Origin of the sequence: Bacteroides sp. AM10-21B (assembly GCF_003472565.1) — a bacterium.
Lineage (GTDB): Bacteria > Bacteroidota > Bacteroidia > Bacteroidales > Bacteroidaceae > Bacteroides > Bacteroides propionicigenes.
Map to the genome: position 1 here is coordinate 196,601 of NZ_QRME01000001.1, position 26,598 is coordinate 223,198.

29 protein-coding genes are annotated in these 26,598 nt (G+C 39.9%); 7 read left to right on the forward strand and 22 right to left on the reverse strand.

Features of this window, described 5'->3' with window-relative positions:
- Positions 1-22 precede the first annotated feature (22 nt).
- The gene (guaA, locus tag DW121_RS00670) at positions 23-1,576 is read right to left on the reverse strand and encodes a glutamine-hydrolyzing GMP synthase (RefSeq protein ID WP_117711195.1); all 1,554 of its coding nucleotides are present in this window, start codon (positions 1,574-1,576) and stop codon (positions 23-25) included.
- Positions 1,577-1,769: 193 nt separating this feature from the next.
- Here guaA and DW121_RS00675 point away from each other — a divergent pair, with 193 nt between their 5' ends.
- Positions 1,770-2,480, forward strand: a complete 711-nt coding sequence (locus tag DW121_RS00675; RefSeq protein WP_117711194.1) for a DUF5039 family protein — start codon at positions 1,770-1,772, stop codon at positions 2,478-2,480.
- A 109-nt stretch (positions 2,481-2,589) separates the two neighbouring features.
- Here DW121_RS00675 and DW121_RS00680 read toward each other — a convergent pair whose 3' ends face one another.
- The 12 genes from DW121_RS00680 to DW121_RS00735 form a co-directional block, all read right to left on the reverse strand.
- A complete protein-coding gene (locus DW121_RS00680; protein ID WP_118322730.1) occupies positions 2,590-2,829 on the reverse strand; it encodes a hypothetical protein in 240 nt (79 codons plus the stop codon).
- A 3-nt stretch (positions 2,830-2,832) separates the two neighbouring features.
- On the reverse strand, positions 2,833-3,585 hold the full coding sequence (locus DW121_RS00685; RefSeq protein WP_118322733.1) for a glycosyltransferase family 2 protein: 753 nt from the start codon (positions 3,583-3,585) through the stop codon (positions 2,833-2,835).
- A gap of 12 nt (positions 3,586-3,597) precedes the next feature.
- Positions 3,598-5,061, reverse strand: a complete 1,464-nt coding sequence (locus DW121_RS00690; protein WP_118322736.1) for a B12-binding domain-containing radical SAM protein — start codon at positions 5,059-5,061, stop codon at positions 3,598-3,600.
- 14 nt (positions 5,062-5,075) lie between these two features.
- On the reverse strand, positions 5,076-5,789 hold the full coding sequence (locus tag DW121_RS00695) for a glycosyltransferase family 2 protein (RefSeq protein WP_233555748.1): 714 nt from the start codon (positions 5,787-5,789) through the stop codon (positions 5,076-5,078).
- Between the two features lie 56 nt (positions 5,790-5,845).
- Positions 5,846-6,754, reverse strand: a complete 909-nt coding sequence (locus DW121_RS00700) for a glycosyltransferase (RefSeq protein WP_118322742.1) — start codon at positions 6,752-6,754, stop codon at positions 5,846-5,848.
- Between the two features lie 6 nt (positions 6,755-6,760).
- Positions 6,761-7,945: a hypothetical protein gene (locus DW121_RS00705; protein ID WP_147399657.1), complete on the reverse strand. Its 1,185-nt coding sequence runs from the start codon at positions 7,943-7,945 to the stop codon at positions 6,761-6,763.
- A complete protein-coding gene (locus tag DW121_RS00710; RefSeq protein ID WP_158573907.1) occupies positions 7,942-8,784 on the reverse strand; it encodes a glycosyltransferase family 2 protein in 843 nt (280 codons plus the stop codon). Before DW121_RS00710 ends, DW121_RS00705 begins: the two co-directional genes overlap by 4 nt.
- A 53-nt stretch (positions 8,785-8,837) precedes the next feature.
- Positions 8,838-9,704 (reverse strand): glycosyltransferase, encoded by an 867-nt coding sequence (locus tag DW121_RS00715; protein ID WP_118322751.1) that lies wholly within the window; start codon positions 9,702-9,704, stop codon positions 8,838-8,840.
- 8 nt (positions 9,705-9,712) lie between these two features.
- Positions 9,713-10,420, reverse strand: a complete 708-nt coding sequence (locus DW121_RS00720) for a glycosyltransferase family 2 protein (protein ID WP_118322754.1) — start codon at positions 10,418-10,420, stop codon at positions 9,713-9,715.
- Between the two features lie 107 nt (positions 10,421-10,527).
- Entirely contained in the window at positions 10,528-11,409 is an 882-nt protein-coding gene (locus tag DW121_RS00725; protein ID WP_118322757.1) for a DUF4435 domain-containing protein, read from the reverse strand.
- 3 nt (positions 11,410-11,412) lie between these two features.
- Entirely contained in the window at positions 11,413-12,159 is a 747-nt protein-coding gene (locus DW121_RS00730; RefSeq protein ID WP_233555749.1) for an AAA family ATPase, read from the reverse strand.
- 381 nt (positions 12,160-12,540) lie between these two features.
- The gene (locus tag DW121_RS00735; protein ID WP_117711183.1) at positions 12,541-12,726 is read right to left on the reverse strand and encodes a hypothetical protein; all 186 of its coding nucleotides are present in this window, start codon (positions 12,724-12,726) and stop codon (positions 12,541-12,543) included.
- A gap of 182 nt (positions 12,727-12,908) precedes the next feature.
- Here DW121_RS00735 and DW121_RS00740 point away from each other — a divergent pair, with 182 nt between their 5' ends.
- A complete protein-coding gene (locus tag DW121_RS00740; RefSeq protein WP_117711182.1) occupies positions 12,909-15,014 on the forward strand; it encodes a BT4734/BF3469 family protein in 2,106 nt (701 codons plus the stop codon).
- A gap of 55 nt (positions 15,015-15,069) precedes the next feature.
- Here DW121_RS00740 and DW121_RS00745 read toward each other — a convergent pair whose 3' ends face one another.
- Positions 15,070-15,312: a DUF4248 domain-containing protein gene (locus tag DW121_RS00745; RefSeq protein WP_117711181.1), complete on the reverse strand. Its 243-nt coding sequence runs from the start codon at positions 15,310-15,312 to the stop codon at positions 15,070-15,072.
- 200 nt (positions 15,313-15,512) lie between these two features.
- On the opposite strand from DW121_RS00745, the gene DW121_RS00750 reads away from it, so the two are divergent.
- Genes DW121_RS00750 through DW121_RS00755 form a run of 3 tightly spaced genes read left to right on the forward strand, consistent with a single transcriptional unit; the run spans position 15,513 to position 16,549 of the window.
- A complete protein-coding gene (locus tag DW121_RS00750; protein ID WP_117711180.1) occupies positions 15,513-15,989 on the forward strand; it encodes a DNA-binding protein in 477 nt (158 codons plus the stop codon).
- 42 nt (positions 15,990-16,031) lie between these two features.
- Complete coding sequence (locus DW121_RS15555) at positions 16,032-16,139, forward strand: smalltalk protein (protein WP_158560991.1); 108 nt, start codon at positions 16,032-16,034, stop codon at positions 16,137-16,139.
- The gene (locus tag DW121_RS00755) at positions 16,136-16,549 is read left to right on the forward strand and encodes an N-acetylmuramoyl-L-alanine amidase (protein WP_117711179.1); all 414 of its coding nucleotides are present in this window, start codon (positions 16,136-16,138) and stop codon (positions 16,547-16,549) included. Before DW121_RS15555 ends, DW121_RS00755 begins: the two co-directional genes overlap by 4 nt.
- Before the next feature lie 136 nt (positions 16,550-16,685).
- Here DW121_RS00755 and gmd read toward each other — a convergent pair whose 3' ends face one another.
- From gmd to DW121_RS00790, 7 genes are read right to left on the reverse strand one after another with little or no spacing between them, the layout of a single operon-like run.
- Positions 16,686-17,777, reverse strand: a complete 1,092-nt coding sequence (gene gmd / locus DW121_RS00760; protein WP_118322760.1) for a GDP-mannose 4,6-dehydratase — start codon at positions 17,775-17,777, stop codon at positions 16,686-16,688.
- Positions 17,778-17,790: 13 nt separating this feature from the next.
- Positions 17,791-18,753 carry a GDP-mannose 4,6-dehydratase gene (locus DW121_RS00765; RefSeq protein ID WP_118322763.1) on the reverse strand — a complete coding sequence of 321 codons (963 nt, stop codon included), beginning with the start codon at positions 18,751-18,753 and terminating at the stop codon, positions 17,791-17,793.
- 5 nt (positions 18,754-18,758) lie between these two features.
- On the reverse strand, positions 18,759-19,826 hold the full coding sequence (locus tag DW121_RS00770) for a glycosyltransferase family 4 protein (RefSeq protein WP_118322766.1): 1,068 nt from the start codon (positions 19,824-19,826) through the stop codon (positions 18,759-18,761).
- A gap of 59 nt (positions 19,827-19,885) precedes the next feature.
- Positions 19,886-21,199, reverse strand: a complete 1,314-nt coding sequence (locus DW121_RS00775) for a lipopolysaccharide biosynthesis protein (RefSeq protein ID WP_233555750.1) — start codon at positions 21,197-21,199, stop codon at positions 19,886-19,888.
- A 55-nt stretch (positions 21,200-21,254) separates the two neighbouring features.
- On the reverse strand, positions 21,255-21,890 hold the full coding sequence (locus tag DW121_RS00780; RefSeq protein WP_117711176.1) for a sugar transferase: 636 nt from the start codon (positions 21,888-21,890) through the stop codon (positions 21,255-21,257).
- A gap of 37 nt (positions 21,891-21,927) precedes the next feature.
- Entirely contained in the window at positions 21,928-22,410 is a 483-nt protein-coding gene (locus DW121_RS00785; protein WP_118322772.1) for a UpxZ family transcription anti-terminator antagonist, read from the reverse strand.
- Between the two features lie 16 nt (positions 22,411-22,426).
- The gene (locus tag DW121_RS00790) at positions 22,427-22,960 is read right to left on the reverse strand and encodes a UpxY family transcription antiterminator (protein ID WP_117711174.1); all 534 of its coding nucleotides are present in this window, start codon (positions 22,958-22,960) and stop codon (positions 22,427-22,429) included.
- A gap of 660 nt (positions 22,961-23,620) precedes the next feature.
- Here DW121_RS00790 and DW121_RS00795 point away from each other — a divergent pair.
- A complete protein-coding gene (locus DW121_RS00795) occupies positions 23,621-24,796 on the forward strand; it encodes a TlpA disulfide reductase family protein (RefSeq protein WP_118322775.1) in 1,176 nt (391 codons plus the stop codon).
- A gap of 129 nt (positions 24,797-24,925) precedes the next feature.
- Here DW121_RS00795 and mscL read toward each other — a convergent pair whose 3' ends face one another.
- Positions 24,926-25,360 carry a large-conductance mechanosensitive channel protein MscL gene (gene mscL / locus DW121_RS00800; RefSeq protein WP_117711172.1) on the reverse strand — a complete coding sequence of 145 codons (435 nt, stop codon included), beginning with the start codon at positions 25,358-25,360 and terminating at the stop codon, positions 24,926-24,928.
- A gap of 141 nt (positions 25,361-25,501) precedes the next feature.
- Here mscL and gap point away from each other — a divergent pair, with 141 nt between their 5' ends.
- On the forward strand, positions 25,502-26,512 hold the full coding sequence (gap, locus tag DW121_RS00805; RefSeq protein ID WP_009122556.1) for a type I glyceraldehyde-3-phosphate dehydrogenase: 1,011 nt from the start codon (positions 25,502-25,504) through the stop codon (positions 26,510-26,512).
- The last annotated feature ends 86 nt before the right edge of the window (positions 26,513-26,598 follow it).

A 26,598-nucleotide genomic window follows, 5' to 3' on the forward strand; every position in this document is an offset into this window, starting at 1 on the left:
ATCTGACATTCCAAAATATAACTTATTCCCACTCTATTGTGGAAGGTGGTTTTGACGAAATATCATAGGTTACGCGGTTCACCCCTTTCACCTTATTGATAATATCATTGGAAATCTTGCCCAAGAACTCATAAGGCAGATGTGCCCAATCGGCGGTCATGGCATCGGTAGAAGTTACGGCACGCAAGGCAACGGCACGTTCATAAGTACGTTCATCACCCATCACACCTACAGACTGTACCGGAAGCAGAATAACCCCTGCCTGCCAAACCAGATGATAAAGCACCGTTTCATTGCCTTCGGCATCCTTCACTTTCCAGTCGCGCAAGCCTTGAATAAATATATCGTCCGCATCTTGCAGTATGCGCACCTTCTCCGGAGTTATATCACCCAAGATACGCACGGCCAGTCCCGGTCCGGGGAAAGGATGACGGGTAATCAAGTGATCCGGCATACCCAATTCGCGTCCTACACGGCGAACTTCATCCTTGAACAACAGGCGCAACGGTTCGCAGAGCTTCAAATTCATTTTTTCGGGCAGACCACCCACGTTGTGATGGCTCTTGATTACGGTTCCCGTGATAGAAAGCGACTCAATGCAGTCGGGGTAGATAGTACCCTGTGCCAGCCACTTCACATCTTTTATTTTATGGGCTTCTTCATCGAACACATCGATAAAGCCTTTTCCGATAATCTTACGTTTCTTTTCCGGCTCGGTCACGCCTGCCAGCTCTGCAAAGAACTTGGCGCTTGCATCCACACCCACCACGTTCAGCCCAAGGCATTCGTAATCGTGCAACACATTCTTAAACTCATTCTTGCGCAGCATACCATGATCCACGAAAATGCAAGTCAGATTCTTGCCGATAGCACGATTCAGCAGTACGGCAGCAACGGAAGAGTCAACACCCCCGCTCAAGCCGAGCACCACTTTGTCATCGCCAAGCTGTTCCTTAAGCTGGGCCACTGTAGTTTCAATGAATGATGCGGCGCTCCAATCTTGCTTGCAACCGCACACTTCCACAACAAAATTCTTCAGCATCTGTGTGCCGTCTTCACTATGGAACACTTCCGGATGAAACTGAACACCCCACATCTTTTCACCTTCCACCTGATAAGCGGCAATCTTCACTTTGTCTGTCGAGGCTATTGTTTTAAAATTAGCAGGAATAGCGGTGATTGTGTCACCATGGCTCATCCAAACCTGAGTGTTTTCCTTCACTCCTTTGAAAAGTACATTTTCCTTGTCAAAAGAGGCCAGATGAGCACGTCCGTATTCACGGCTGCCTGCAGGTTCAACCTTTCCGCCGTTGGTGTAAGCGATGAACTGCGCACCGTAGCAAATTCCCAAAATAGGATATTTACCGCGAATCTCGTTTAAATCTATTTTAAACGCACTTCCATCATATACGGAAAACGGGCTGCCCGAAAGAATAACTCCCTTTACACTTGCATCTCCCTGAGGAAATTTGTTGTAAGGCACAATTTCGCAATATACATTCAACTCGCGAACCCGGCGCCCGATAAGCTGCGTGGTCTGTGAGCCAAAATCAAGAATAATAATCTTTTCTTGCATAGAAACAGAGGTGTTAATTATTTGGAGCACAAAGATACGAATTTGTTTAGAGCAGAAAGCAAATTATGGCAAAAATTGTTTAGGGCAGAAAACATCTCCTGCATTGATTTCTCAAAAAAGTAAAAGATTTATTGGATTTGTAAGGTAAAGAATTTATATTTGCCCGATAACTAACCAAGAATATCTAAGTATCATGAAAAAAAGTATTTTATTATTGTCTTTTGCCTTTTGCAGCCTGTTACCGACAGTTGCACAACCCCTTTCTAAGGCAGATTCTTTACAAAATGCAATCACTCAATTGGAAAATGCACTGGCAAGCATACAGACCGATTTACAAGAGAAAACCTTACAATACAATTGGGAAATGACGGAAAAGTACATCGAATATTGCAAAAAACTCTCCAAAATTACAAACTTCAACCAAGAGCCCCGGTTGGTACAACTTGCCACCACCATAAAGCCACAGGAATTGGAACCTAAAAGGTTGGCCTACGAAGAAGCTAAAAAAGAATTCGAAGCACTGTTGAAGTCCTATCCTGAATACACCACCCTCGACTCTTTATATAAAAGAGCCGCCAATGGCGAGCAAAAGAAAGACCGTAAAGTAGCCTTAGACGGTTTCTACCAACGCATATATAATGAAGACGCAGCTTACCGTCCGCTACTCGAAAAAAGACGTAAAGCCCTCAAAGAGCATTACATCGCTTGTGCTTCCTATCTATTGAATGAATGTAAGAAGAACCGGGAGATTGTACCGGATATCTACGACTACAAGACAGGACGCATTCTTAAAGAAACCAATCCCCGGCTTCGCCAACTGTCCATAGAAATAAGCACACTTGAGAATCTTCAACGGGAAACTATTCGTAAGTACCAAAAGCTAAAATACAATTTGGAGGACTAAAAAATAATAATTGCAAATAAAAACAGCCGAAACCACTTCAAAAAAGCGATTTCGGCTGCGCCTAAAACAAAGTAACCGCTGTTACCCGTCATTTACTTGTTTTATTGTATTACATACGGTCACACTCCACTTGGAAAACATCCTTTCTCCTGCGCACTACCAACGGCGCTCCAAGTTCTTCACGCTCCACGACTTCAAGAAAGCCGCTTTGCTCCAATTCGAAGAGGGCGGGATATACACGCAATTTGTCCGCACCGGAGTACCGAATGATGTCTTCAACTCGAACAACAGCAGAACAAGAAACTATATAGTCAACAATCTTCTGCGTATCAATAATCTTATAATTCATATTTTATTTTTTACATTTCAATAATGCACGCCAAGCATAATGTACAAAATAATAACAGGTGCTGAAACAACCGATTTTCTCTACATTCCTGTAAATATTCCATTGCCAAGAAACAACAGCCAGTTTGTTGGCAGAAACAGATTGTTTTCTCACTCTGTATAAAGCATGAACCGCATTTGTATTTTTTGCTATATATCCTTTTTTCAAAATAGACAACCACAGTACATAATCTTCATGATGTATCTTCCGGCAATATACCTTACCTACTTTCTCTACATCATACATTCCGGTCAAATTACCAATCACGTTCCCTTTCAGTAATTCTTTGTAAGAGACTTGCTGTGGAGCAGTTACTATTCTTCCTGCCCGTACTCCTTCCTCACTTATTTTCTCATAATTAGAATACACAATGGCAGTCCTTCCATCATCAAACCACCTTAGCTGTTCCGACAACTTATTAGGCAACCACACGTCATCACTATCCAAAAAGGCAATGTAACGACCTTGCGCATTTCTTATACCGACATTGCGAGGTTCACAAGGAGAACCAGAGGCCTTATCTGTATGAAAAAGACGAATTCTGTTATCCTTTTTTACATAATCACTAACAAGGGTAACCGATAAATCGGTGGAGCAATCATCTACAACCAACAATTCCCAATTTGAATAGCTTTGCGCCAAGACAGAATTTATGGCAAACGCTACATACTTTTCCGCATTATAAACAGGCATAATGACAGAAACAGTCTTATTCATAAAACAAACTGATTATTTACTACTAAACAAATAATGCTTTAATTTTCCAAAAGCTTTGATAGAACGTTTTAGGTCAGAAGGATTAGACAAGCCTACACGCAAGCGATGAAGAATATAGCTGATACGTAGATAATATCTTTTACGAGCCATATTACAAAATGCCACCATATCTTCAGCTGTGAGCTCCGGAGTGGAAAGTACCGTATTATGTGTGCCGTCCGGCAGACAGTATTTTGCATAATCTGTTTCTATATAATTGTTGCTCTTTGCCCACTGATAGGCTTCTGTACCCGGATAAGGTATTAAAGGGAAAAATTGTGCCGTATCCGTATTCAACCTCAGGGCCAGTTGTAGAGTTTCCTTCATAGTGTCTTTCGTCTCGCCCTCATTACCTACCATATAACAGGCATGAATCAATAAACCTGCCTTCTTGGCATTTGCCACATATTCATAGAACTGTTCTACTTTTGTTCCTTTCTTTATATTATCAAGAATCTGCTGGCTACCACTCTCAATCCCCGGTATAATCAAACGGCATCCTGCCTTTTTCATCGCTTTCATAGTCTCAAGGTCTAAATCGACACGAGCATTACACAACCATTTTAAACGTTTATTTAAACCTTTATCAATCAACAGACGACAAATATCCAGCACCCGTTTTTTATTTGCAGTAAATGTGTCATCTTCTATAACTACTTCCTTCACATCGGGAAAGTTCGCCGCAATATATTCAAACTCAGCAACTACATTTTCTGCAGAACGAGCTCTAAAGGCATGTCCATGCATCGTTTGCGGATAAACACAAAAATTACAACGAAAAGGACAACCACGTCCTGTAAAGATTTGAATGGATGGATAAGTAGCTGCCGCAAAAAAATAATTCTTTTCATCCAAATATTCTTTTATGAATTGAGAAGCAAAAGGCAGTTCATCCAAATTCTTCAACGGTGGCATTACAGACGTTCGAATATATTTTTCTTTTTCCCTTAAACACAACCCCCTCACACCTCGCACATCCTCACCTCTTTCAAGTGTATCAGCCAACTCTTTAATAATACAGTCATACTCGCCTATCGCTATCGCATCAATAGCCGACGAATAACCCAGCGTTTCTTCCGCACATGCAGAAGGATGTGTTCCAACTAAGATGACATACGATTTCGGATAAAGTTGCTTCAATCTTTCACCAAAAGCGACATCGCTTTTTATAGAAGGAGTACTTGTATCAAGCACAAACAAAGCCCGTTTATTGTCCTCACACTCTATTTTTTCTAATGACTCCATTTCATTAATTTGCTTAGCCGGAGCATCCAAAAAACGAATCGTATGACCGCCTTTCTTAGAATACAATGCTGCATAAATTAGCCACAAAGGATAATATAGCGCTCCACTTTTAGTTATTGCCGGACTACGTGATTCTCGTGAGAATTTTCCAAATTCAGCTTTGAAAGGTGGATTTATAAAATAAATTTCCATATAATTTTAATTAATCAAATATTTGTAAATCTATATTTCAACGAACGCCATATAAGATGAGGAAATACATATAAACGATAACGAATTTTGAATAATAAAGAGTTCGTGTTTTTCTTTCCTGCAAAAGTCACGGTATCTTGATGCCGTCTATAAAGCATTAATGCATCATTACAATACCCACATTTTAAATTAATTATAGCAACTAAATATATCCACAAGTCATGTAAAACAACTTTCTCCGGAAATGGTAAAAAGACATTCAATGCCTTTCGAGTAAAGACCAAACAGCATCCTAAGCAAGCACAACGATACAAATTGCTAAGAATACTTCGTTTCATAGGACAGCTTTCATCAAAAAAGGGATTTTTTATTATAGATAACCTTTCATCCACAAGTATGCAATTACTCATTACCAAATCATAATTTCCACTTACCAAAAAATCAACCATTGTTTCTATTTTATGTGGTAGCCACACGTCATCTTGATCTGCCAAAAAAATATAATCACCCGAAGCATGCATTAATGCATGCTCGAAATTGTGAGTACAGCCTTTTCGCCTTGAATTAAAATAAAATTTTATGCGACTATCATTATATGAATTTATTATATCGAAAGTCTCATCCGTGGAATGATCATCCGAAATTACCAACTCGTCATCCATCGACAATTGACATAATATGCTATCGATTTGCTCTTTTATAAATTTACTACCATTATAGGTAGCCATACATACAGATATCATCTTATAATATTAATTTACAATTCAAAACAGGACAATATTTATCATACAGCATTTAACAGAATTTTTATTTTCAAGTTGACATTCAAAGACAATGACTTCATACATAGCCCCTTATATCCAAATAAGAATTTAATCTTTTGAATAATGCTTATCCGATAGTGACACAAAACAGAGAATAAACAGAAATCATCATCAGACAATTGTTCGTGAAAAGAATGATAAAATTCTAATGCCATTTTTTCGACAGGTCTTTCTCTAATTTTTCCAACAAACAAACACTTATCTTTGAACCACTTTCTAAAAGTTCTTTTTTCTCCTACCACATTCTTTTCATGCTGACGATATAGAATATAAGAATTCACATCATAGTACAAATTTCCGATAAATATCGCACACAAGAGTATCCATTTATCATGCATCCCAACAAATGTTGAAGGTAGATTATTTAAAACCATTTTTTTCAGAGCACTATTAAATACCATAGTACAACCAGCCCCCCAACTATCTATTAAAGCAGAAGCCTTACTGAACTTTTTCAATCTTTTATTATGAAAAAAATACATAAATGACAAATGACTATTTACTACACTCAAATTAGAACAATATAAATTAGGGACATCAGTAGAGTATTGCTTTAATATCTGAACTGCCGTGAGTAATTTATCAGGAAGCCAAACATCATCCTGATCACAGAAAGCATAAAATTCTGCTTCCGGAGCATTTTCCAACAAATCAATAAAGCTCAATGCCGGTCCCTTATTTTCACCTGAATACCAATTTAGTAGCCCTCGAGATTGCCAATCATCCAATATTCCCGTTGTTCCATCTGTCGAACCGTCATCACGAACATAAATTTGAGTTTTTATTTCTTTTTGGTGAATCAAGGAAGTGAGTTGTTCTTCTAAATAAGACTCTCCATTATAAGTAGACAATAAAATGCAAACCATCATAAATTATTATCTTTCTAAACTATTTTGACACAAGGGATTATAAGCATAAGAATATACAACAAGCAGGGCAAGCATTCCAGTCGAATTAACTAATAGAGGATTGGTTCCGGCAATTAATAGATATAAAATATAGCCACCAATTATCGAATACGCATATTTTAGCCTAAGCCGATTTTTCCAAATAACAGAAACTGGATATAAATATATCATGATAATATATATAGCGCCGAATATTCCAAAATATCGTATAAGTTCAATAAAAGACCATTCAGTCAGCATAGTAGAGACTCCAAATCCTTCTGTATAGAACATCCCACCTACTCCCTGTCCCCAAAATAAGATGTCAAGATTTCTATCAAAAAGTTCCATATAAGACTTTAAATGCCCATATTTAATCTCATTAGAACTTTCATCCGTTTCTGCCAGCAATGAAAAAAGTAACATTCCGAAAAACATTGTTCCCAAAACAAAAAGCAGATATAAAATGAGCATTCCACCCTTTACTTTATAAAGTTTCGTTATGGCTGTCCCTATGAATATCAACAAGGCAGAAAGCATACTTGCCCGTGTACCGCTAAAAAATAATGCAGCAAATAATATTAAGGATATAGCTAAATTCTTCTTATTATTCTGTTTTTCAAACCAATATTTATAGCTATACACGCTACACGGAATTATAACGAGAGGAAGTGATCTATAAAATACGCCGGTAAATGTCATGCCTAAGAATTCTCTTCTAGACATCATTATAAAGTTATTATTATCACTAAGGAAATCATAAATTAATACCTCTATGTCTTCAAACCAAAACATTGTAAATGTTATCAGAATACATATAATGCCTATGCAGACCGAAGGAAATGTTACTTTACTTAATAGCTCTATCTTATCAATCCACAGTAATAATAAAAGAGGAGCAAAAGACTTAAACATTAATATTGTAAAATCATAATCATATTCATATCCTGCATATACACCTCTCATCAATGTTGCAACCAGTAAAGCATAGACCAGTAAGAAAACACATATTCTTCTTACAGATACAGCATTATATAAAGACATGCATAAAAAAATTATTGCTATATATACAAAATCTTTTATTCTAAAAATGACATTGGGAGGATCTACTATTAGAATAAAGCAAAATATAGATGTAAAAAACGCAAGTAATTTTTTCTTATTCAGATTCAAAAACATGAAGTATTTTTCTTAAAAAAATATACTATCCTACTAATTATAAATCGGGATTTCGACAGTTTATTATCGAATGCATCGTCAGCTACCCTATAATACCCAACATATCCTTTTATTATACGTTTTACAGAAAGCAGTTTACTGATATAAAATCGCCAGCCGATATTTACTTCATATGCTCCATATACATTCTTTCCATGTTGCCTATACAAAACTAAAGGCTCCTCTATATAACCGACTATACCATTATTTGCCAATATTCTTAATGCAATCCATGCATCATGCATAATAGCATGTTTACTTATAGGGTATACTAACTTTTTGGCTTCTTGATTAATAATCATAGTACAACCTGTGAATATATTACAATGCATAGCATACTCTTTTTTCGTAAGTAAATCCGGTCTCAGTTTCATATACTTCCAAAAAGAATTACTTATAACATCAAGGTTACTATCAACCACCACTAAATCAGAACAGACCAAAGCCGCCCTATGGGGTTGTTCTATATTACTAATCTTCTTTATAGACACTGCTACTTTAGTGGGCAACCATACATCATCATGATCACAAAACAGATAGTAATCAGCCGTAACATGCTCTAATAACCACAAAAAACTTCCCATTGAGCAACGATGCAATATAGGATCATCCAATAATACAAAGTTTGAATAACGGTCACAATATGACTTCACTATTTCTATAGTAAGATCAGAAGAACCGTCATCTCGTATGTATACAATAAAATCCTTATAAGACTGATTTAATAAAGAATCTAATTGTTCTTTTAAATATATCTGACTGTTATAGGTCGCCAATAGTATTGCAGCTTTCACAATAATGCGGAATTAATTCTAAAAAATACATTTAATGCAATTCTTGTCTAATTTCACCTAACTTTAATCTTATGCCGAAGCCATAGAAGGTCCATTAATAGAAATATAGCAATAGAATAAAACTTAAATGTTTTTCCAAATTCCAGAAAAAGCATCTTACGAGTATAAAGCATTTTTTTTGCATAACACCAATATGAAAAAGCCTGTTTAATTTCCATTAATAATTGCTTTTTTATTGTTATACCTGTTATACAAAGAGGTAAAGAAGCCGAGTATTTTTCTCTAAACAAAGAGGAATACTTCAAATAATCCCCACTGTAATCTCCCCGTGAAAAGTGTCGTATATCAATTGAGTAACAAACAAAATTTTGATACCCCTTTAACCATATCGCTGTTGAAATGTCCATATCATAGAAGTGGAAACCATCAAAGTTCTTTTCGTCAAACTCCGTTTCTTGCCAAACACTTTTTCTCATAAATAGAAAGAGACCATCAAGTGTTATCACAGAACCAAACTTTTTTTGCTCATAGCCTGTCCTTCTCCTTTCCCAACTAGTGCCATCTTCAGAAGGGAATATATAATTTTCTCTTCTACAATCTACAAACCATGAAATATGGTTTCTTGCTACATAAGCTCCACCTGCAAATCCAACAACTCCGCAATTAGAAGTACTTTGAATGAATGTTGTCAATATCTGTCCCCAATCATTCGTTTCTATGAGAATATCCTCATGAATAAAACATAGATATTCTCCCTTTGCCTTTCTGGCTCCCCAGTTATAAGCCTTACAAATTCCCCACTGCTGTATGCTATTATCTATAATAACGAACTCATGTGGATAAGAAATCGTTGAGTTTATATTATTTACTAAACAGTTATACTTATCTGCATTTATAGAGCAAACTATAATACTTATCATTATCTAAATCATTTTTTTAAGAAATTATGCAAAAGCATCCTACATTTACTTATCAGTAAAACACGAATTAATCGCTGTATAGGTATACGATCAAAAATATAATCAACACATAACTTTTGATACCAACACCATTCACCTCCAGATACTCCTCCTTCTTGATTTATCGATATGGGAAAATCAACCTTCATTATTTCATTTGAAGGAACTAAATTAAAAAACAAATAATCGGATACAATATAATGGGGAGTAACAATATAATCACCCAATCTATCATGAAGTTTTCTCTTATAAATAATTGATTGATGTAACAATATGCCTTTCTCATAAGATGCGCTTACTTTAATTTTTATTCCTTTTTCATAGACATAAAAATCTGAAAACAAAAAGGAATATTCATCTACAGAGCCAGTCGAAAAAATATTAGTCAATACATTTTTATCACAAAATATATCTCCCGCATTCATAAAATTAATCCACTCCCCCGTCGCCACCTTTATCCCCTTATTCATCGCATCATAAATCCCCTTGTCCGGTTCGCTCACCCAATACGCTATTTTGTCAGCATATTTCCGGATAATATCAACAGTACCATCAGTACTGCCACCGTCAATAATAATATATTCTATGTCATGATACGTCTGATTAAGAACAGATAGCATAGTTCTTTCAATTGTGTCCGCTGCATTGTAGCAAACGGTTACTACTGATATTTTCATTATTTATTTTTGATTGGAATGTAAAAAAAGTGCATAAAAGACACACCGATTACCCAACGGCAACCGGGAACTGTATTTTCAATAAAATGCTATTATGAATATTTCGATTAAGACAACAGGCTCAAATTTTCTCCTGATTTTTTAATTTCCCAATAAGTATCAAATGCTAAATAATCCAGCAGAATATCATACTCAAAACTGACATTCGTACCACTACACAGATGCCTGCCTATGCTGCGCACCATATCATAAACATTGTGTCCCCTGAAATGCAAAAACGCATTCTCCTCACTCAGTCCCAATACTGCATAAAAACTCTTTTCCTGCTCTATATCAAAACCGGTTTGGATTTCAAGCGGATTCGTAAAGGATTCCAACGAAGCACGAAGCCTTTGAATTGCAGCTGCTCCATTATCCGCTAAATCTCCGGTTTGGTACTGCAACGCAGACAATCCGTTTAATGTCTTTTGAGTGAATCCCGGCAACCCTTTCCTATCCATAAACAAATACAGCAACAAGGGTCTGTAGACAACCGAAGAATAAGACTTTAGAAAAATATTGAAATCAAAGAGTGAAGAACGTTCCGGTAACTTCCTGAGCAGGCTTTCTTGCAAACGTTCCGCCACACAATAATGATTCTCCCAAGAATATGTATAAGTCTGGCAAATATAATATCTGTAATCAATGCCGGATTCTTGTCTCAAATACCTATAATCGCTATCAATACATATAAAAAACAAAGATGACAGATGTTCTCTGAATTGCAAGCATTGCGTGCAACCACTTGTTTGAGCTCCGGCTTCATGACGACTGTAATAAATATAATTATACGTGCCGGGACGATATTTTTGCAACATCCTGTCCCAGTACCATTCATCATCTCTGTTTTCCAAATGAATACTGGCACGGCATCTTCTCAACAGAGCCTGACCTGCATAGTCTGTCGCAAGTTGTTTGTAATAGGCCGCTATTTGAGATGCCGTACGCATACCTTAATACAAATCCTCCATATAGGTTATTTTATCTCCCCAACCTTTAGCAAAGATACTGGGAGAATGGGTCGAAAGAATTATCTGGCAATTTTCATTCAGCCGTCGAAGTGCATCAAGCAACTGTTGCTGCCAACTAATATGTAATGATACTTCCGGTTCGTCCATCAACAAAATAGCTGGCTTTTTCTCCTGAAGAAAAACTTTCAATAAAATAAGCAACAACTGTTTCTCTCCGGACGACAACTGTTCAAGACTGATGACATCACTATCCAACTGAAAAACGAGTGCACTGTTATTTCCTTTGGATATAGCAATTTTTTTTCCCGTATCGGCAAACATATCATCAATAATTTCAAACAGTTCGTCAATATTTCGCTGTATGTTTGGAGCTTCCTGCGGATAGTCCAACATTTTCATACGATAGTTGAAGAAAGAAAGCCCTTCTTTATTTTGTATAACCACATTATTCAATTCCTGCATCAACGGACTGTCCGACTTACGTTTATCCGACACCGGAACGTCATAAGAGCGAAGATAAAAAACGGGATACACCTCATCTGACAAAGGAATACCGGAAAAATCGCCTATGTATTTTTTCAGTTCCCTGACATCATTTCTATAATATGCATCAATCATATTCAGCAAAGTAGTTTTGCCACTTCCATTGATGCCTACAAGAATATTTATATCCGGGCGTATATTTTGCCACAGAACGTCTTTTCTGCCCCAAAGACCTTCTATTTTCACTTCTTTTATGTATGATTTCCCAATCTCGCTGCTCATAGTCACAAATATCTACCACAAAGATACAGCTTATTTTGAAGCGTACAAATCTTTTTTATCATCTTTCGTTACTGTCCTTATCTCCTTCTTGTGACACCCTGTTACCACCCTTGCATAACTTTTCCTCGCGCGCGCAGGAGAGAGATTTTTTTTCCGAGTCTCAAACTCTCATTCCTCATGCGCGCGCATAAGGAAAAGTTGCTCAAGGATGGTGCCAAGGTGTCAAGGCATCAAGGCGCTACCTGTTGCAGTAATCCAGTTTGAGACGTTCGTACAACTCTTTCAGTACAATATGCAGGGTATCGGCATCTTCCCGAACGATAAGTTCGTCCAGATAGAAACAGATTACCGTATAGTACGGCAAGAGGTTCGGTACGGAGCCCCCTTTAAACTCGTATAAGTTTTGCTACTCATGCCGGTGCACTGACAAATGACACGATCCGTAAGGTGCTTGCCGCACACCGGAACCATTTCCTGCAACAGAGTCAGGAAATCTCCCAATTCAGCATTGGGAGCGGGATTTTGCTTCATTGTTTATCGTTTTAGAAACATTATTGAATATTCGTGCGTAACAGCTCGAACCAGTGAAGTTAATTACAGTTAAATATAGGCCTCTTGTTTTCCCTATGTGGAAAACAAGCTATTATAAAGTTCCGGTTATTATACCCACCTTTGCAGCCATTATTTAGAAGTTATACAAACAACAACGAACAATGGAAAATACTTTAGTCAGCCTTTTTAAAGGCTACGCGGATACCTGTCCGATAGAGGTTCCCCTGAAAACAGTCATCAACCTTCTCCGCGATAATCAGACAGTGCTTGAGCATACCGAGAAACATCGCTACTACCTGAAGCAAGAACAAGTCACCGCCGCTGCCCGCGAAAAGGCATCCTGTCCTTGCTTCGCCGTAAGCGTGCGCTTTGAAGGCGGAAAACAGAAAGCAAACATCAGCGAATGGACAGGGCTCTGCCCCGTAGACATCGACCATGTACCGCCCGAACGTATGGAATGCTGTCTGAAATTACTCAGAACCGACAAACACACCCTACTCCAGCACATTACTATCAGCGGACAAGGCATCCGCCTGCTTTGCCGATACACCGGACTGACCGATGACTGCGAAAAAAATCTTCGTCTCCACACCCGTATCTTCGCTGCCATTAACGAGTACTACACACGCCTCACCGGGCTCGAATGCGACCTGAAATGCAAAAACGCCACTCGCCTGAGCGGACTTGCACATGATGAGAACCTGTTTTTCAATCCCGACGCCGCCCCTTTCAGCCTACCCGCAGAAACACACCTGCATCCCGGCCGCACAACAGCGGACAACACCAAAAACCGCCGACGCCTGCAAAGGGTGATAGACACCGCCACCCGCCTGCTGGCTGATGAAGGCGTGGAATATACAGAACATCACCACAACGAATACATCATGCGAATGGGCTATCTGCTCAATGCCTACGGAGTGGCGCAGACCACAGCCACCGAATGGGCAAAAGAGCGTTTTGCCGACTATGACGGTGACGTATCAAGTATCTTCGCCTCCTGCTATCTCAACATCAAGGAACACGGCAGCCGCCCACTCCCCTCACGCCACCAGGCACAGGCCGACAATGAGCGACAGGAATTTATGGCATCCGTGGCAGACATCGAACAGTTTCTCAGCAATCAGGGCTCTTTTCGCAAGAACACCGTAACCGGCAAGTGCGAAGTGCTGCCTGCCGAAGGCGGTGAAGACTATGAGGAGCTCACCGACCGCTATGTCAACACCTTATGGTGCCGGATGTGCAAGGAACTGAAACCGGGACAATCCGCCCACATACGGGCAGTACTTGAATCGGAATTTGTCGATACGTTCAATCCCTTTGAACAGTATTTCGAGAATCTGCCACCCTGGGACGGGAGTACCGACCATATTGCACGGCTTGCCTCCCACGTGCACGTCCGTAACAACACCATCCCCTTTGCCTTTTACTTCAAGAAGTGGCTGGTGGGTATGGTTGCCTCCCTTTTCGATAAGGAAACGGTGAACCATGAAATATTGGTGCTGATTGGCCGCCAAGGCATTTACAAAACCACTTGGCTCAACAACCTGCTCGCACCCGAACTTCGCCGCTACTTCTACCTGAAATCCAACGCCCACCGCATTACTAAAGACGACCTCCTCACTCTTTCCGAATTTGCCCTTGTATGCTTGGAAGAGCTGGATGAAATGGAAACGCAGGAGGTAAACCAAATAAAAGCGCTCACCACCATGAAGGTAGTCAATGAGCGCGCTGCCTATGCACACTACAAGGAGCATCGCAATCACATCGCCAGTTTCTGCGGAACCAGCAACAACACCCACTTCCTTGTAGACCCCACCGGAAACCGTCGTTGGCTGCCCTTCGAGGTGGAAAACATTGACAGTCCCTACGACTTTCCCGTAGACTATGCCGGTATTTATTCACAAGCATACGCCCTGCTGAAAAATGATTTCCACTACTGGCTGGAGGACAAGGAGATTGAAGCCCTCAGCCTGCACAACAGGCATTTCGAAGTACCCTGCCTGGAACGAGAACTTATATTGACTCATTACCGCCGCCCCATGCCGGGCGAGAAATGTATGTTCATCACCAACTCACAGATACTTTGCCGCATCAACTCCGGTATCCGCCAAAAACTGAGTCCTGTAAAAATAGGCATGGTGCTAAAACAAGAAGGTTTCGAACCCATACGCACCGGTGGCAAGCGGGGATACCGCATGGTGGAACTTACGGGAGACGAAATTCAGGCTAACTCGTATGCTATGGGGCGATATACGGAGCATCTCTAAAGTGCCACTCTGCATCTCTAAAGTGCTATTCTGTGAATCTAAAGTGCCACTTTATTCAGCTTTCAACTCTCAACTCCCCTTCCGGTTCTCCCAACGCATCAACAATGAGCCGTACTTGTGCCGGTGTATATGTCCGCACCTTATCCGAAGGAACCAACGCATGAAGCTCGCTCCGCAGTGTGGGATGAAAATCTATCCATTGATTCAGTTTGCGGAAAGCGGCTTGCGGGCAAAGACCCGGGCAATAAATCTGGGCCAGTTCCGTCCGCCCGTATGTACGTATCTTAAAAATATCCATATCTCTTGAATTCGTTAGTTCTTATTGAGCAAAGATACGGAAATATCTCCACATCAAAGCTACTCTTTCCGTATATAACGAACCCTAACGGACGCTAACGGACTGAAAGTGACAAACCCGCTTGTACATGGTTGTATCTTCGCATCGTGATCACAAAGAGATAGTAAACCGAATTTTAAGAACTCAAAAAAACAAGAACAATGATTCGTTACAAAAAGTATCAGATGACGGGCGAAAAAAGCCCGCTGAAAGGGCTTTGGTATGCCCGCCCCGTAATCGAGGAAACCTTCAACGCCGAAGCGCTTGCCAAGCACATGGCAAACCATAACACACCCTATTCCGCCGGTGTCATCAAAGGGGTGCTTGCCGACATGATTTCCTGTATCAAGGAGCTCATTCTAGACGGCAAGAATGTCAAACTGGACGACCTCGCCATATTCTCCGTAGGCATCGTCAGCAAGAAAGGTGCAACTTCAGCCGCCGCCTTCACCCTTGCCGACAACGTAAAAGGACTGAAGCTCAGGGCACGTGCCACCGGAGAATTGAGCAACGCCCAAATCAACTTGGAGGGCCAACTGAAGGAGGCTTCCAAATATGCCGTGGAAAGCGGGAGCTCCAACGGTGGAAACGGAGATAATATCCCCGACGGTGGAGACGATAATAATCCGCTGGGATGAGAATAGCAACCATTAATCATTAATCACCAATCACCAAATACAATGAGTACAAAATCAAAATCAGTATGGGGCATTATCCTCAAATCCATCGTAGCGATAGCCACTGCATTGGCGGGAGTATTCGGTCTTAGTTCCTGCATAGGCCGATGAGAATCATCACGCTTATCATCATTCACTGCTCGGCCACGCCTCAGGGCGTGAGCCTGAGTTTTGAAGACTGTCGTATGGATCATATCCGTCATCGCGGCTTTAGCGACATCGGTTATCACTTCTACGTGACGCGCGACGGAGAAATTCATCGCGGCCGTCCGCCGGAGAAAATCGGAGCACATTGCCGAGGGCACAATCGTCATTCCATAGGCATCTGCTACGAGGGCGGTTTGGATACCAACCGGAAGCCGGACGACACCCGCACACTACCGCAGAAAGCCTCACTGGTAGCTCTGCTGCGCGAACTGAAACGAATCTTCCCGAAAGCGTTGGTGGTGGGACATCATGATTTGAATCCCATGAAAGAGTGCCCCTGCTTTAAGGCAGTAGCGGAATATAGGGGGCTTTAAGGTAAAGGAGAAAAGGTGGAAAAAAGAACAGCCACCTTTTCCACTTCAGGAGCAAACACTACTTTCATCACTTAAATAGAGTTTGTATACGGCAAATATACAGCTATTCTTGCAATAATCTATTTGTGCCCTGCATTTATTTCACAATCCCCTTCTCCAAATACTCCGCAAGGTTCGTACGGATATGTCCTGCAACACGTTCTACAGCCACCTTTTCCATATCATGTTTCATCATGATACTTACCAGTTCTTCAAATGAAGTTTTCATCGGATTCCAACCCAGTTCCTTACGGGCTTTTGCGGGATCTCCCCAAAGGTTCACCACATCTGTAGGACGGTAAAAATCTTCCGAGACCTCTATCAGTACGCGTCCCGTAGCTTTGTCGATGCCTTTTTCTTCAAGTCCTTCGCCCCGGAACTCCAACTCGATGCCTGCATAACGGAAAGCCAGTTGACAAAACTCACGGACGGAATGTTGTTCGCCTGTGGCTATCACGAAGTCCTCCGGAGTCTTGTTCTGCAGGATGAGCCACATACACTCCACATAATCCTTGGCATACCCCCAGTCTCGCAACGAGGACAAATTGCCTAAATACAACTTATCCTGCTTGCCTTGCGCAATACGTGCGGCAGCCAATGTTATCTTACGGGTAACGAAAGTTTCCCCTCTACGCTCGCTCTCATGATTGAAAAGAATACCCGAACAACAGAACATATTATAAGCCTCACGATACTCCTTCACAATCCAATAACCGTAAAGTTTTGCCACCGCGTACGGGCTATAAGGATGAAAAGGCGTATGCTCGTTTTGCGGAACTTCCTCCACCTTGCCGTAGAGTTCCGAAGTGGAAGCCTGATATACCTTACAAGTTTCCGCCAGTCCGCTCTGACGAACAGCTTCCAGTACACGCAATACACCTGTGGCATCCACATCCGCCGTAAATTCCGGTGCATCAAAGCTGACCTGCACATGACTTTGTGCCGCCAGATTATAGACTTCCGTTGGGCGTATCTTGCCGATAATCTGCATGATACTCATGGAGTCACCCAAATCGGCATAGTGCAAGTGAAAATCCGGAGTACCTTCAAGATGCGCGATGCGTTCACGGTAATCTACTGAAGAACGACGGATAGTTCCATGTACTTCATATCCTTTTTCAAGAAGAAATTCGGCAAGGAAAGAGCCGTCCTGACCGGTGATGCCGGTGATGAGTGCGATATGTTTCATAATAAATTCAATTTCAATTCAATTTTATTTTCCAATACTCTATAATATCACTAATACTATTTTTCAAACAATAATGAGGATGCCAATCCGTATCATTGCATAGTTTTGAATTATCTCCAACTATCAACATATTATCATTAGGTCTGACTAAGGCATCGTCAACAGAAGGTATTACGCGTATATCCAATGCCTCTGAGATAAACATTATAATCTCTGATAAACGAACGGCACACCCGCTACATACATTATAAATTTCCCCTTTTTTCCCTTTATGCAGAAGTTTGTAATAAGCACTCACTACATCCCGAACATCCAAAAAATCACGAATAATATCAATATTACCAACCGGTAGTTGCAGTTCTTTCATCCCGCTCATCTTGGCCTCCAATATTCTTCGGACAAAAGACGATACAACAAAAACATCACTTTGCCCCGGACCGATATGATTAAACGAACGAGTCATCACAATATCCTGATTATAAGATTTTGCATACAATGAGGACAGCATTTCTTGGGAAACCCGAGCCACGGCATAAGGAGACAAAGGATTAAGACCAGCCGTTTCTTTCAGAGGAATATCTGCCTCATTAACATTACCATATTCCTCTGACGAACCAATAGAAAGGATGCGAGTCTTCAATGAATATTCACGAACAACTTCCACCAGATTAAGAAAAATATTCACATTATTCTGAAAACTCAATATCGGATTTTTCCAACTGAAAGCCACACTACTATACGATGCCAAATGCAAAACATATTCCGGCTGAAACTGAAATAAAATCTTTTCAATCTCTTTTTGCTGCAACAAATCAATACACGCATAATGAAAATCTATATACTTGAATCCATTATACATACATGCCGGCTGAATATCAATGCCCAACACTTGGGCACGAATATGGTTATCTTCTAAATAATCCAGAAAATGTTTGGCAACAAAACCATTTAAACCCGTAATTAGTATTTTTTCCATACTTATTATACTATGCTTTTATAGATAGCCGCAGTTTCCTTTCCCATTCTCTCCCATGAATATTGCTTCAGCACGTTATATCCATTAGCTATCTGGTGTTCCCGATAAGACCCATCAGACAAAAGCATGGATATTGAATGTACCATTGAATCGATGTCATAAGGGTCAAAATAGCATCCTCCTGACTGTGCCACTTCGGGAAAACAACTCGCATTACTTAAAGCGATGGGACATCCTGCAGCAAACGCTTCCAAAACAGGAATTCCAAACCCTTCGTACACAGACGGAAACACAAAACATTCTGCTTTAAGGTACAAATAAGTCAGTTGCGCATCTGAAACAAACAAATGAAGGACTTTCTTTGACAAATGTAATGAAGCTATTTTTTTTTGTTCTTCTGTTGTAAACTTCCCTCCCGTACAAACCAAGAACAAATCCGGACATTGTTCAGCCAACACAGCAAAAGCTTTTAAGAATGTATCAAAATTCTTATAACCATAACGTCCACCGACATACAACAAAAAGCTGGAAGGCAAGCCATTCACTTCCTCAGCCTTATTTACATTAGTACTCTGCCCCAAATACACAACATCTATTTTCTGTTCATCCATCCCATACAATTCAATCAAATCTTGTTTGGTCTGATTGCTAATAGCTATCACCTTAGCGGCATTCTGTACCGTTTTTTTCTTAAATTCCGCTGTTCTATCATTAGGAAATAAGTCCGGATATTTCTCGTGAATCATATCATAAACTGTAAGAACATAAGGCTTTCTGATTTGCTGCAGAAAATAAGGATTATAATAGGTGGGATGAAAGACATCGTAATCTGACAACTGCAAAAGACGAACTGTATTTAGTTTGTTTACAAACGAATACATCCGATTTTTTCCTTTAAAGTCATTGAAGGAATGCTTCCCTTGCATATCCTGCAAATAGATATTATCAGTCAATACCGCAGATTGTTTTGTTACAAATTCAGCCGGCAAATTACACATCAGCTCCACAAAATAGCGTGATATTCCACCTATCTTTTGAGTGGAGAATATTTGATGATCATACAAAATATTCATTCTACAAACTTATTTAGATATTTGAAATTATTATTTTTTAATTATCAATTCACCAACCATTATTTAAACCAAATACCGGTAGCCTTACAATTTATTATTTTCCAATACTGGATTGGAGCCCAAACAGCACTCGGTAATAAACACACGCAAAGAGCTAACAAAATCCCTGCTATCTCCCAAACAGAACCAAAATAAAATGCCAGTGGAAAAAAGATGACCCCTGAAATTATTGAAGAATATAGTTGAAGTCTTACTTTACCTACGCCGTTTATGAAATAAGCAAATATGTTATTCCAATTTGCGATACTGACATAAAAGCCGCAAAGTACAGACAATACAAACGGAATATGTATATCTTCTCCAATCCACACCTTGTAAACATTAGTAGACATCAACACCATAATCATTGTCAAGACAATTCCACCAAGCCATATCAAAACTAATTTCTTCATAGCTTTACGAATCCATATCAAATCTTTATTAACATAAGCATCCGTTATAGCGGACCAAATCGGGTTGATTATGATTGTAAAACCTGTATTAACCAATGAAAAATATTTAAATGCTATATTATATGGGGTAACGGATTCAGGACCGAACATTTGGCTAATTACAAGATTGGAAGTCATAAATAAAATCAAACAAGCCATTTGAATAATAAAAAACTGAATTCCCAAAGACATCAGTTCCCTAAGATAACCAAACCTCACCCAATACACAGACGGGCTAATCTCTTTCAATTTCCAAAAAGTTACAGGATATGCCAATAGAAAAATCAGTACAGGAGCTGCGGAGTAGATAATTGCTACCTTTTCCAACGATCCTTCCGTAAAAATAGTACAAAGATAAATTAATACTAAAGATACAATATTCGCCATTAAAGACAACAAGTCATTTATGGCAGGTTGTTGATATGCCATATAAATATTGCCTATAAGCCTTAATACAAAACTGGCACAGAAAAAAGTAAAAACTATAATTACTATATAACTGAGATTTTGTACTTTTTGTGCATCAACATTGAGTATTAATTCCCAATTCATCCAAGATTGCACCAATATGAATAATAAATAGATAGTGGTAACCAATATCAATAACGAAAAGAAGGAAGTACTCACATAAATTTTCGCTAATTTTAAGTCATTCAAAGCCAAGGCTTCCGTTAACTTATTGCGAAGTCCGTTACCTAACCCTATATCAAATATATATACCCATGTTAAAACAGAGCTAAGAGTTAACCAGATACCATATTCATAAGGATTTAAATAAGATAAAGTCATGGGAACTAATATCAACGATATTAAAATTGAACCTCCTTTAAATATCATTGATGCTATTACATTTTTAATAGCCTTTGCACTTCTTGCTTTCAAAGTAAAAATATTGTTTCAAATCAAATAACGACTCTAATTTTATATCAAAAACAATTTAGAACTTTTTTCCGAACGCAATATTCATAAACGTCATGAAAAGTATCTTGAAGTCAAATCCCCAAGAACGATGCTCCAAATAGAACAAGTCATAGCGAAGACGACGAAGCATTTTCTCCAACGTATCGGTATAGCCATTATAGAGCGTGGCATATGAAGTAACTCCCGGACGAATCTGGAATAAATAGCGATAACGGGAATCCTCCTTCATGATTTGGTCTATAAAATACTGGCGTTCGGGGCGAGGACCGATGAAGGCCATATCACCGCAAAACACATTCCAAAGCTGGGGAAGCTCATCCAGATGATGGTCACGAAGAAACTTACCGGTTTTGGTCATGCGAGAATCCCCTTCACCCGCATAAAGGGCAGGGCCATGCTTCTCCGCATCCAGCTTCATGCTACGAAACTTATAGATGTAAAAGGGACGGCCGAATCTGCCGATACGTTCCTGCTTGAATATTGCGGGACCGCCGTCCTCACGCTTCACAGCTATATAACAGATTAAAAATAAAGGAGAAAAAACAATGAGCGCGCCAAGTGCCAGAAGACAGTCACCGATACGCTTTACATTACGTTCAAAGGCGTTCATACCGTCGGGTATGAAATGATCGTCTTTTTCAATTGGATCCATAGAATTATAATAGTCTTAGTTTAGTTTCATGTTCACGCTATTCCATCACTTCGTAAGGATAAGGATTCTCCTCTATGTTCCGGAGTTCCTCGATTATCTCGGCTTGCTCCAAAGACAGGGAATTCCTATCCCAACCTGCTATTATCTTATGGGCCTCACGAAGCATAGCATCCTCATAGACCTCTCCGTAGCAATAAGTAAGCAAACGGACTTTCAGCAAGGAAGCGGGGAGTTGTTCGAGCACTTCACAGGAACGGTCTAACACCGACTGTTTTTTCTGTTCCTTATCCCCATAGTCGTAAATCGTTGCGTTGTAGCCCAACAGGAGCGCCAGACAAAGATTGGCTTCCTCCTCGGGAAGGGTACTGCGGAGAGGAAAAAGAGAATCGCACTGCACAAGGACGTCCTTATTCAGCCGGCAAAAGGTGTCTGAATAGAGCGGTTCACCGTCTACACCAAGATACATCAGCTCGTGAGCAACACGCTGAAGCTCAAGAGCACGAGAAGTCAAATCATTCATGCGGAGTTTATGATATTTATTGGATTATCTTCAGATAGGATTTGGGAACCTTGACGCTGGCGGTCAAGATGTCCTTGATACGGATTACGACATACGTTTTATTGGACTCGACGGCTACTTCGCCCTCAACACCGCTGAGGTCACCCTTGACAACCCGCACCCGGTCACCTACCACAAGGGATGCGTTGTCGAAACTGACACCGGCCGGATTCAAGTCCATTACGAACATAAAGTCCGACATCTGCTTGTCGGGAACGATAAGCATGGAACGGGTGAAAAGGTCTTTCATATAAAAAAGGCGGACACCATAGACATTGGAAAGGTCGCAGGCTGTCTGCTTGGTAGTATGGATAAAGACCAAATTACGGATTACAGGAACTTCACTGCGCTTGCGACGGTACTTCAACTGGGAAACCACAATACGGGTGGGAAGGTAGTAATCCACATCCAAATGCTCCTCAGACTTCAATTTGGCAAGGGATTTACATACTGCAAATTCCTGTTTGTCACGCGTACGGGCAGCAAACCAATATTTCTGTGTGTCAACCACTTAAGAATAATGTAATAAAGAGAAATCCTTCGGGTTCGGGTACGCTTCGCGGTTTGAACGAGACATCTGTTCTCGGTCAAACCGTATATGTTAGTTTAGCGTCTATAAAGTATTGCAAACGAATGAATTAAAAGCAAAAAGTGTTTTTTAAACGTTCGTTTAAAAAACGTCAATATTTCAGAATAGAGAACTATTGAAATACAGAAAAACAGATAGAAACTTCAAATAATATATAAAAAAATAATTAACTGAGGTACAAATACTTAAACCCTATATTTCAATAACAGAGATAATATTTTTATTAAACACTTTGTTCATTTCAAAAATACCTCTTATCTTTGCGAACATTAAACGAACGTTTAAAAAACACTTTCTACATCCTTCAAACTCTTCTAAAAACAAACTATTACACATTTATTTTCCAATTATACTTTAATATAATTATACATGGAATTCCAACAATCTTTAAGTTGGAAAATTCAGAAAAAATTTCAAAAACAGTCATTATCCTGATTGTTAATCAAATTTCCTACCATTTACTTGCAGATGACTAAAAAATTTACGAATATTGCATATGAGTTTGGGGTTATAGTATTTGTAAAAATCAACGTTTTAGCTTTATTATTTCGCCAACATAATGTGTAACTAAAAACCGACAAAATGAAAGGACGTATTATGACTATCTGTTTCCTGCTGACAGGAGGACTGTTGGCAGGTTGTTCCTCTACCCCCAAAGTGCCCAAAGGTGAATTTCTTATGCAAGGAGAGCTGGCGAATGTACCGGACAGTACGGTAATTCGGCTATTGAAAGAAAACGGAAATCTACTCACAACCATCCAACAAGATACAGTAATCAACGGAAAATTCTCTTTCCAAGATACTATCAGCGGTGTAACCCCTAAAAAATTACTCTTACTATCCAATGATAAAGGATTCCCCGGCATGTGGCTGAATGTATGGATACAATCCGGAAAATACGTCCACATAACAGGAAATGACCGTCTCCTTCCTTTATGGAACGTCAGCAGTGACATAGCCCAACAAAAAGCATCCAATGATTTTATGGCTTTATGCCCCTCAGAAAGAAAACGCATTATGCAATGGATGGCTCAGGAATATGACCTGTTTCGGCTTGAAAAAGAACAAGGTCTTGACTGGAAAAAGATAGATTCCTTGCGTACATTGCGCAATCCATTGGACAGCCTTGTCTACATGGCCGAACTGAACTACATGAAAACAGCTCCGGTTACGCCTGTATGGCTGGACAAATATCAACTCTTTTGCTCATTTTTGCAATACAATCAGAAATTTGGCAATCAAGACTTAATCCGTTCACTCTACACACGCATGTCCGAAGCCGACAAGCAGACCGAAACAGGACAGCTTATTACTGCTTATTTAAATCTGCCGGAAAAGGTGAACGTGGGTGATGAAATGGTAGATGGTGATTTATACGATTTGGATGGAAATGTCCGCCACTTGACCGAGTTCAAAGGCAAATATATTTTATTGGATTTCTGGAGTCAGGGATGCGGTCCATGTGTACAATCGCTTTCCGAAATGGAAGAAATCACCGAAATGTATAAAGGCAGGATGGAAGTGGTAAGCATCAGTCAAGATCCCAAAGACGCATGGAAAAAGTTTATAGCCGAAAAACAGTTGAAAGGTAACCAATGGAATGAACTCCGCAAAGGAAGCACCAAACTCGGAGCCAGCTATCAAGTAAAAGGCATCCCTCACTATGTAATGATTTCGCCTGAAGGAAAGGTGCAACAGATATGGGCAGGCTACGGTAAAGGTTCTCTGAAAGCAAAAATGAAAGAACTGATAAAGTGAGAACGCTTCAGGCTCCACCCATAAAATTATTACAAGGTCACAAATATAAATATCCTCGGAAGAAGTCTGAACATCTTCCAAGGATATTTACATTTACGAACCGCCTTTATACCAATAGGCAGTTGAGAGTTATTTCTCTTTCAAGATATCGCGAATCTCAGTCAGCAATACTTCTTCCTTGCTTGGTGCAGGGGGAGCGGGCGGAGTGGCAGGCGCTTCTGTTTTTTTCTTCTCCGTCAATTTGGTTATCAGTTTAATAAACATAAAGATAGAGAAAGCGATAATGAGGAAGTCGAAAGTAGCTTGCAGGAAATTACCGTAATTCAACGTTACGGCGGCAATTTCCTTACCGTCCACCACTTCGGCAGGCTTCATCACCCACTTTAAGTCGGTAAAATTTACGCCACCTATCAACAAGCCCAAAGGCGGCATAATCACATCGGCCACAACAGAAGATACAATCTTGCCAAACGCACCACCGATGATGACACCGACAGCCATATCTACCACGTTACCTTTCATGGCAAAAGCCTTAAATTCCTGTAAAAATGAACTTTTTCCCATCTTTTCAATTATTTAATTATGAATTTAAGTACGAATATAAAAACATTTTCTTACTTTTGCACCGCAATTCATAAAAGAAATGCAGAAAAAGTTTGAAAGTTTAATTTTAAACATTATAAAACCCTTAAAAGTTTAAACAAAATGATTAAAGTAGGTATTAATGGATTCGGACGTATCGGACGTTTCGTATTCCGCGCTGCAATGAAGAGAAACGATATTCAAATCGTAGGTATCAACGACCTTTGCCCGGTAGATTACTTGGCTTATATGCTGAAGTATGACACAATGCACGGTCAATTCGACGGTACTATCGAAGCTGATGTTGAAAACAGCAAGCTGATTGTTAACGGTCAAGCTATCCGTATCACTGCTGAAAGAAACCCGGCTGACTTGAAATGGAACGAAGTTGGTGCTGAATACGTAGTTGAATCTACAGGTTTGTTCTTGAGCAAAGACAAAGCTCAGGCTCACATCGAAGCCGGTGCAAAATACGTTGTAATGTCTGCTCCTTCTAAGGATGACACTCCGATGTTCGTTTGCGGTGTTAACGAGAAGACTTACGTTAAGGGTACTCAATTCGTATCTAACGCTTCTTGTACTACTAACTGCTTGGCTCCTATCGCTAAAGTATTGAACGACAAATGGGGTATCACTGACGGTTTGATGACTACTGTTCACTCTACAACTGCTACTCAGAAAACAGTTGACGGTCCTTCTATGAAAGACTGGAGAGGTGGTCGTGCTGCTGCAGGTAACATCATCCCTTCTTCTACAGGTGCTGCTAAGGCCGTAGGTAAAGTTATCCCGGCTTTGAACGGTAAACTGACCGGTATGTCTATGCGTGTTCCGACTTTGGACGTTTCTGTAGTTGACTTGACTGTTAACTTGGCTAAACCGGCTACTTACGCTGAAATCTGCGCTGCCATGAAGGAAGCTGCTGAAGGCGAATTGAAGGGTGTTCTGGGTTACACTGAAGATGCAGTTGTTTCTTCTGACTTCTTGGGTGATACTCGTACTTCTATCTTCGATGCTAAGGCCGGTATCGCTTTGACTGACACTTTCGTAAAAGTTGTATCTTGGTACGACAACGAAATCGGTTATTCTAACAAGGTTCTTGACCTGATTGCTCACATGGCATCTGTTAACTGCTAATATACAGTTAGAAAATAATAAAAAATAGGCGGCTTCTTTTATGAAGTCGCCTATTTTTTTTGCACATTTGCAGTTCAATTATTTTT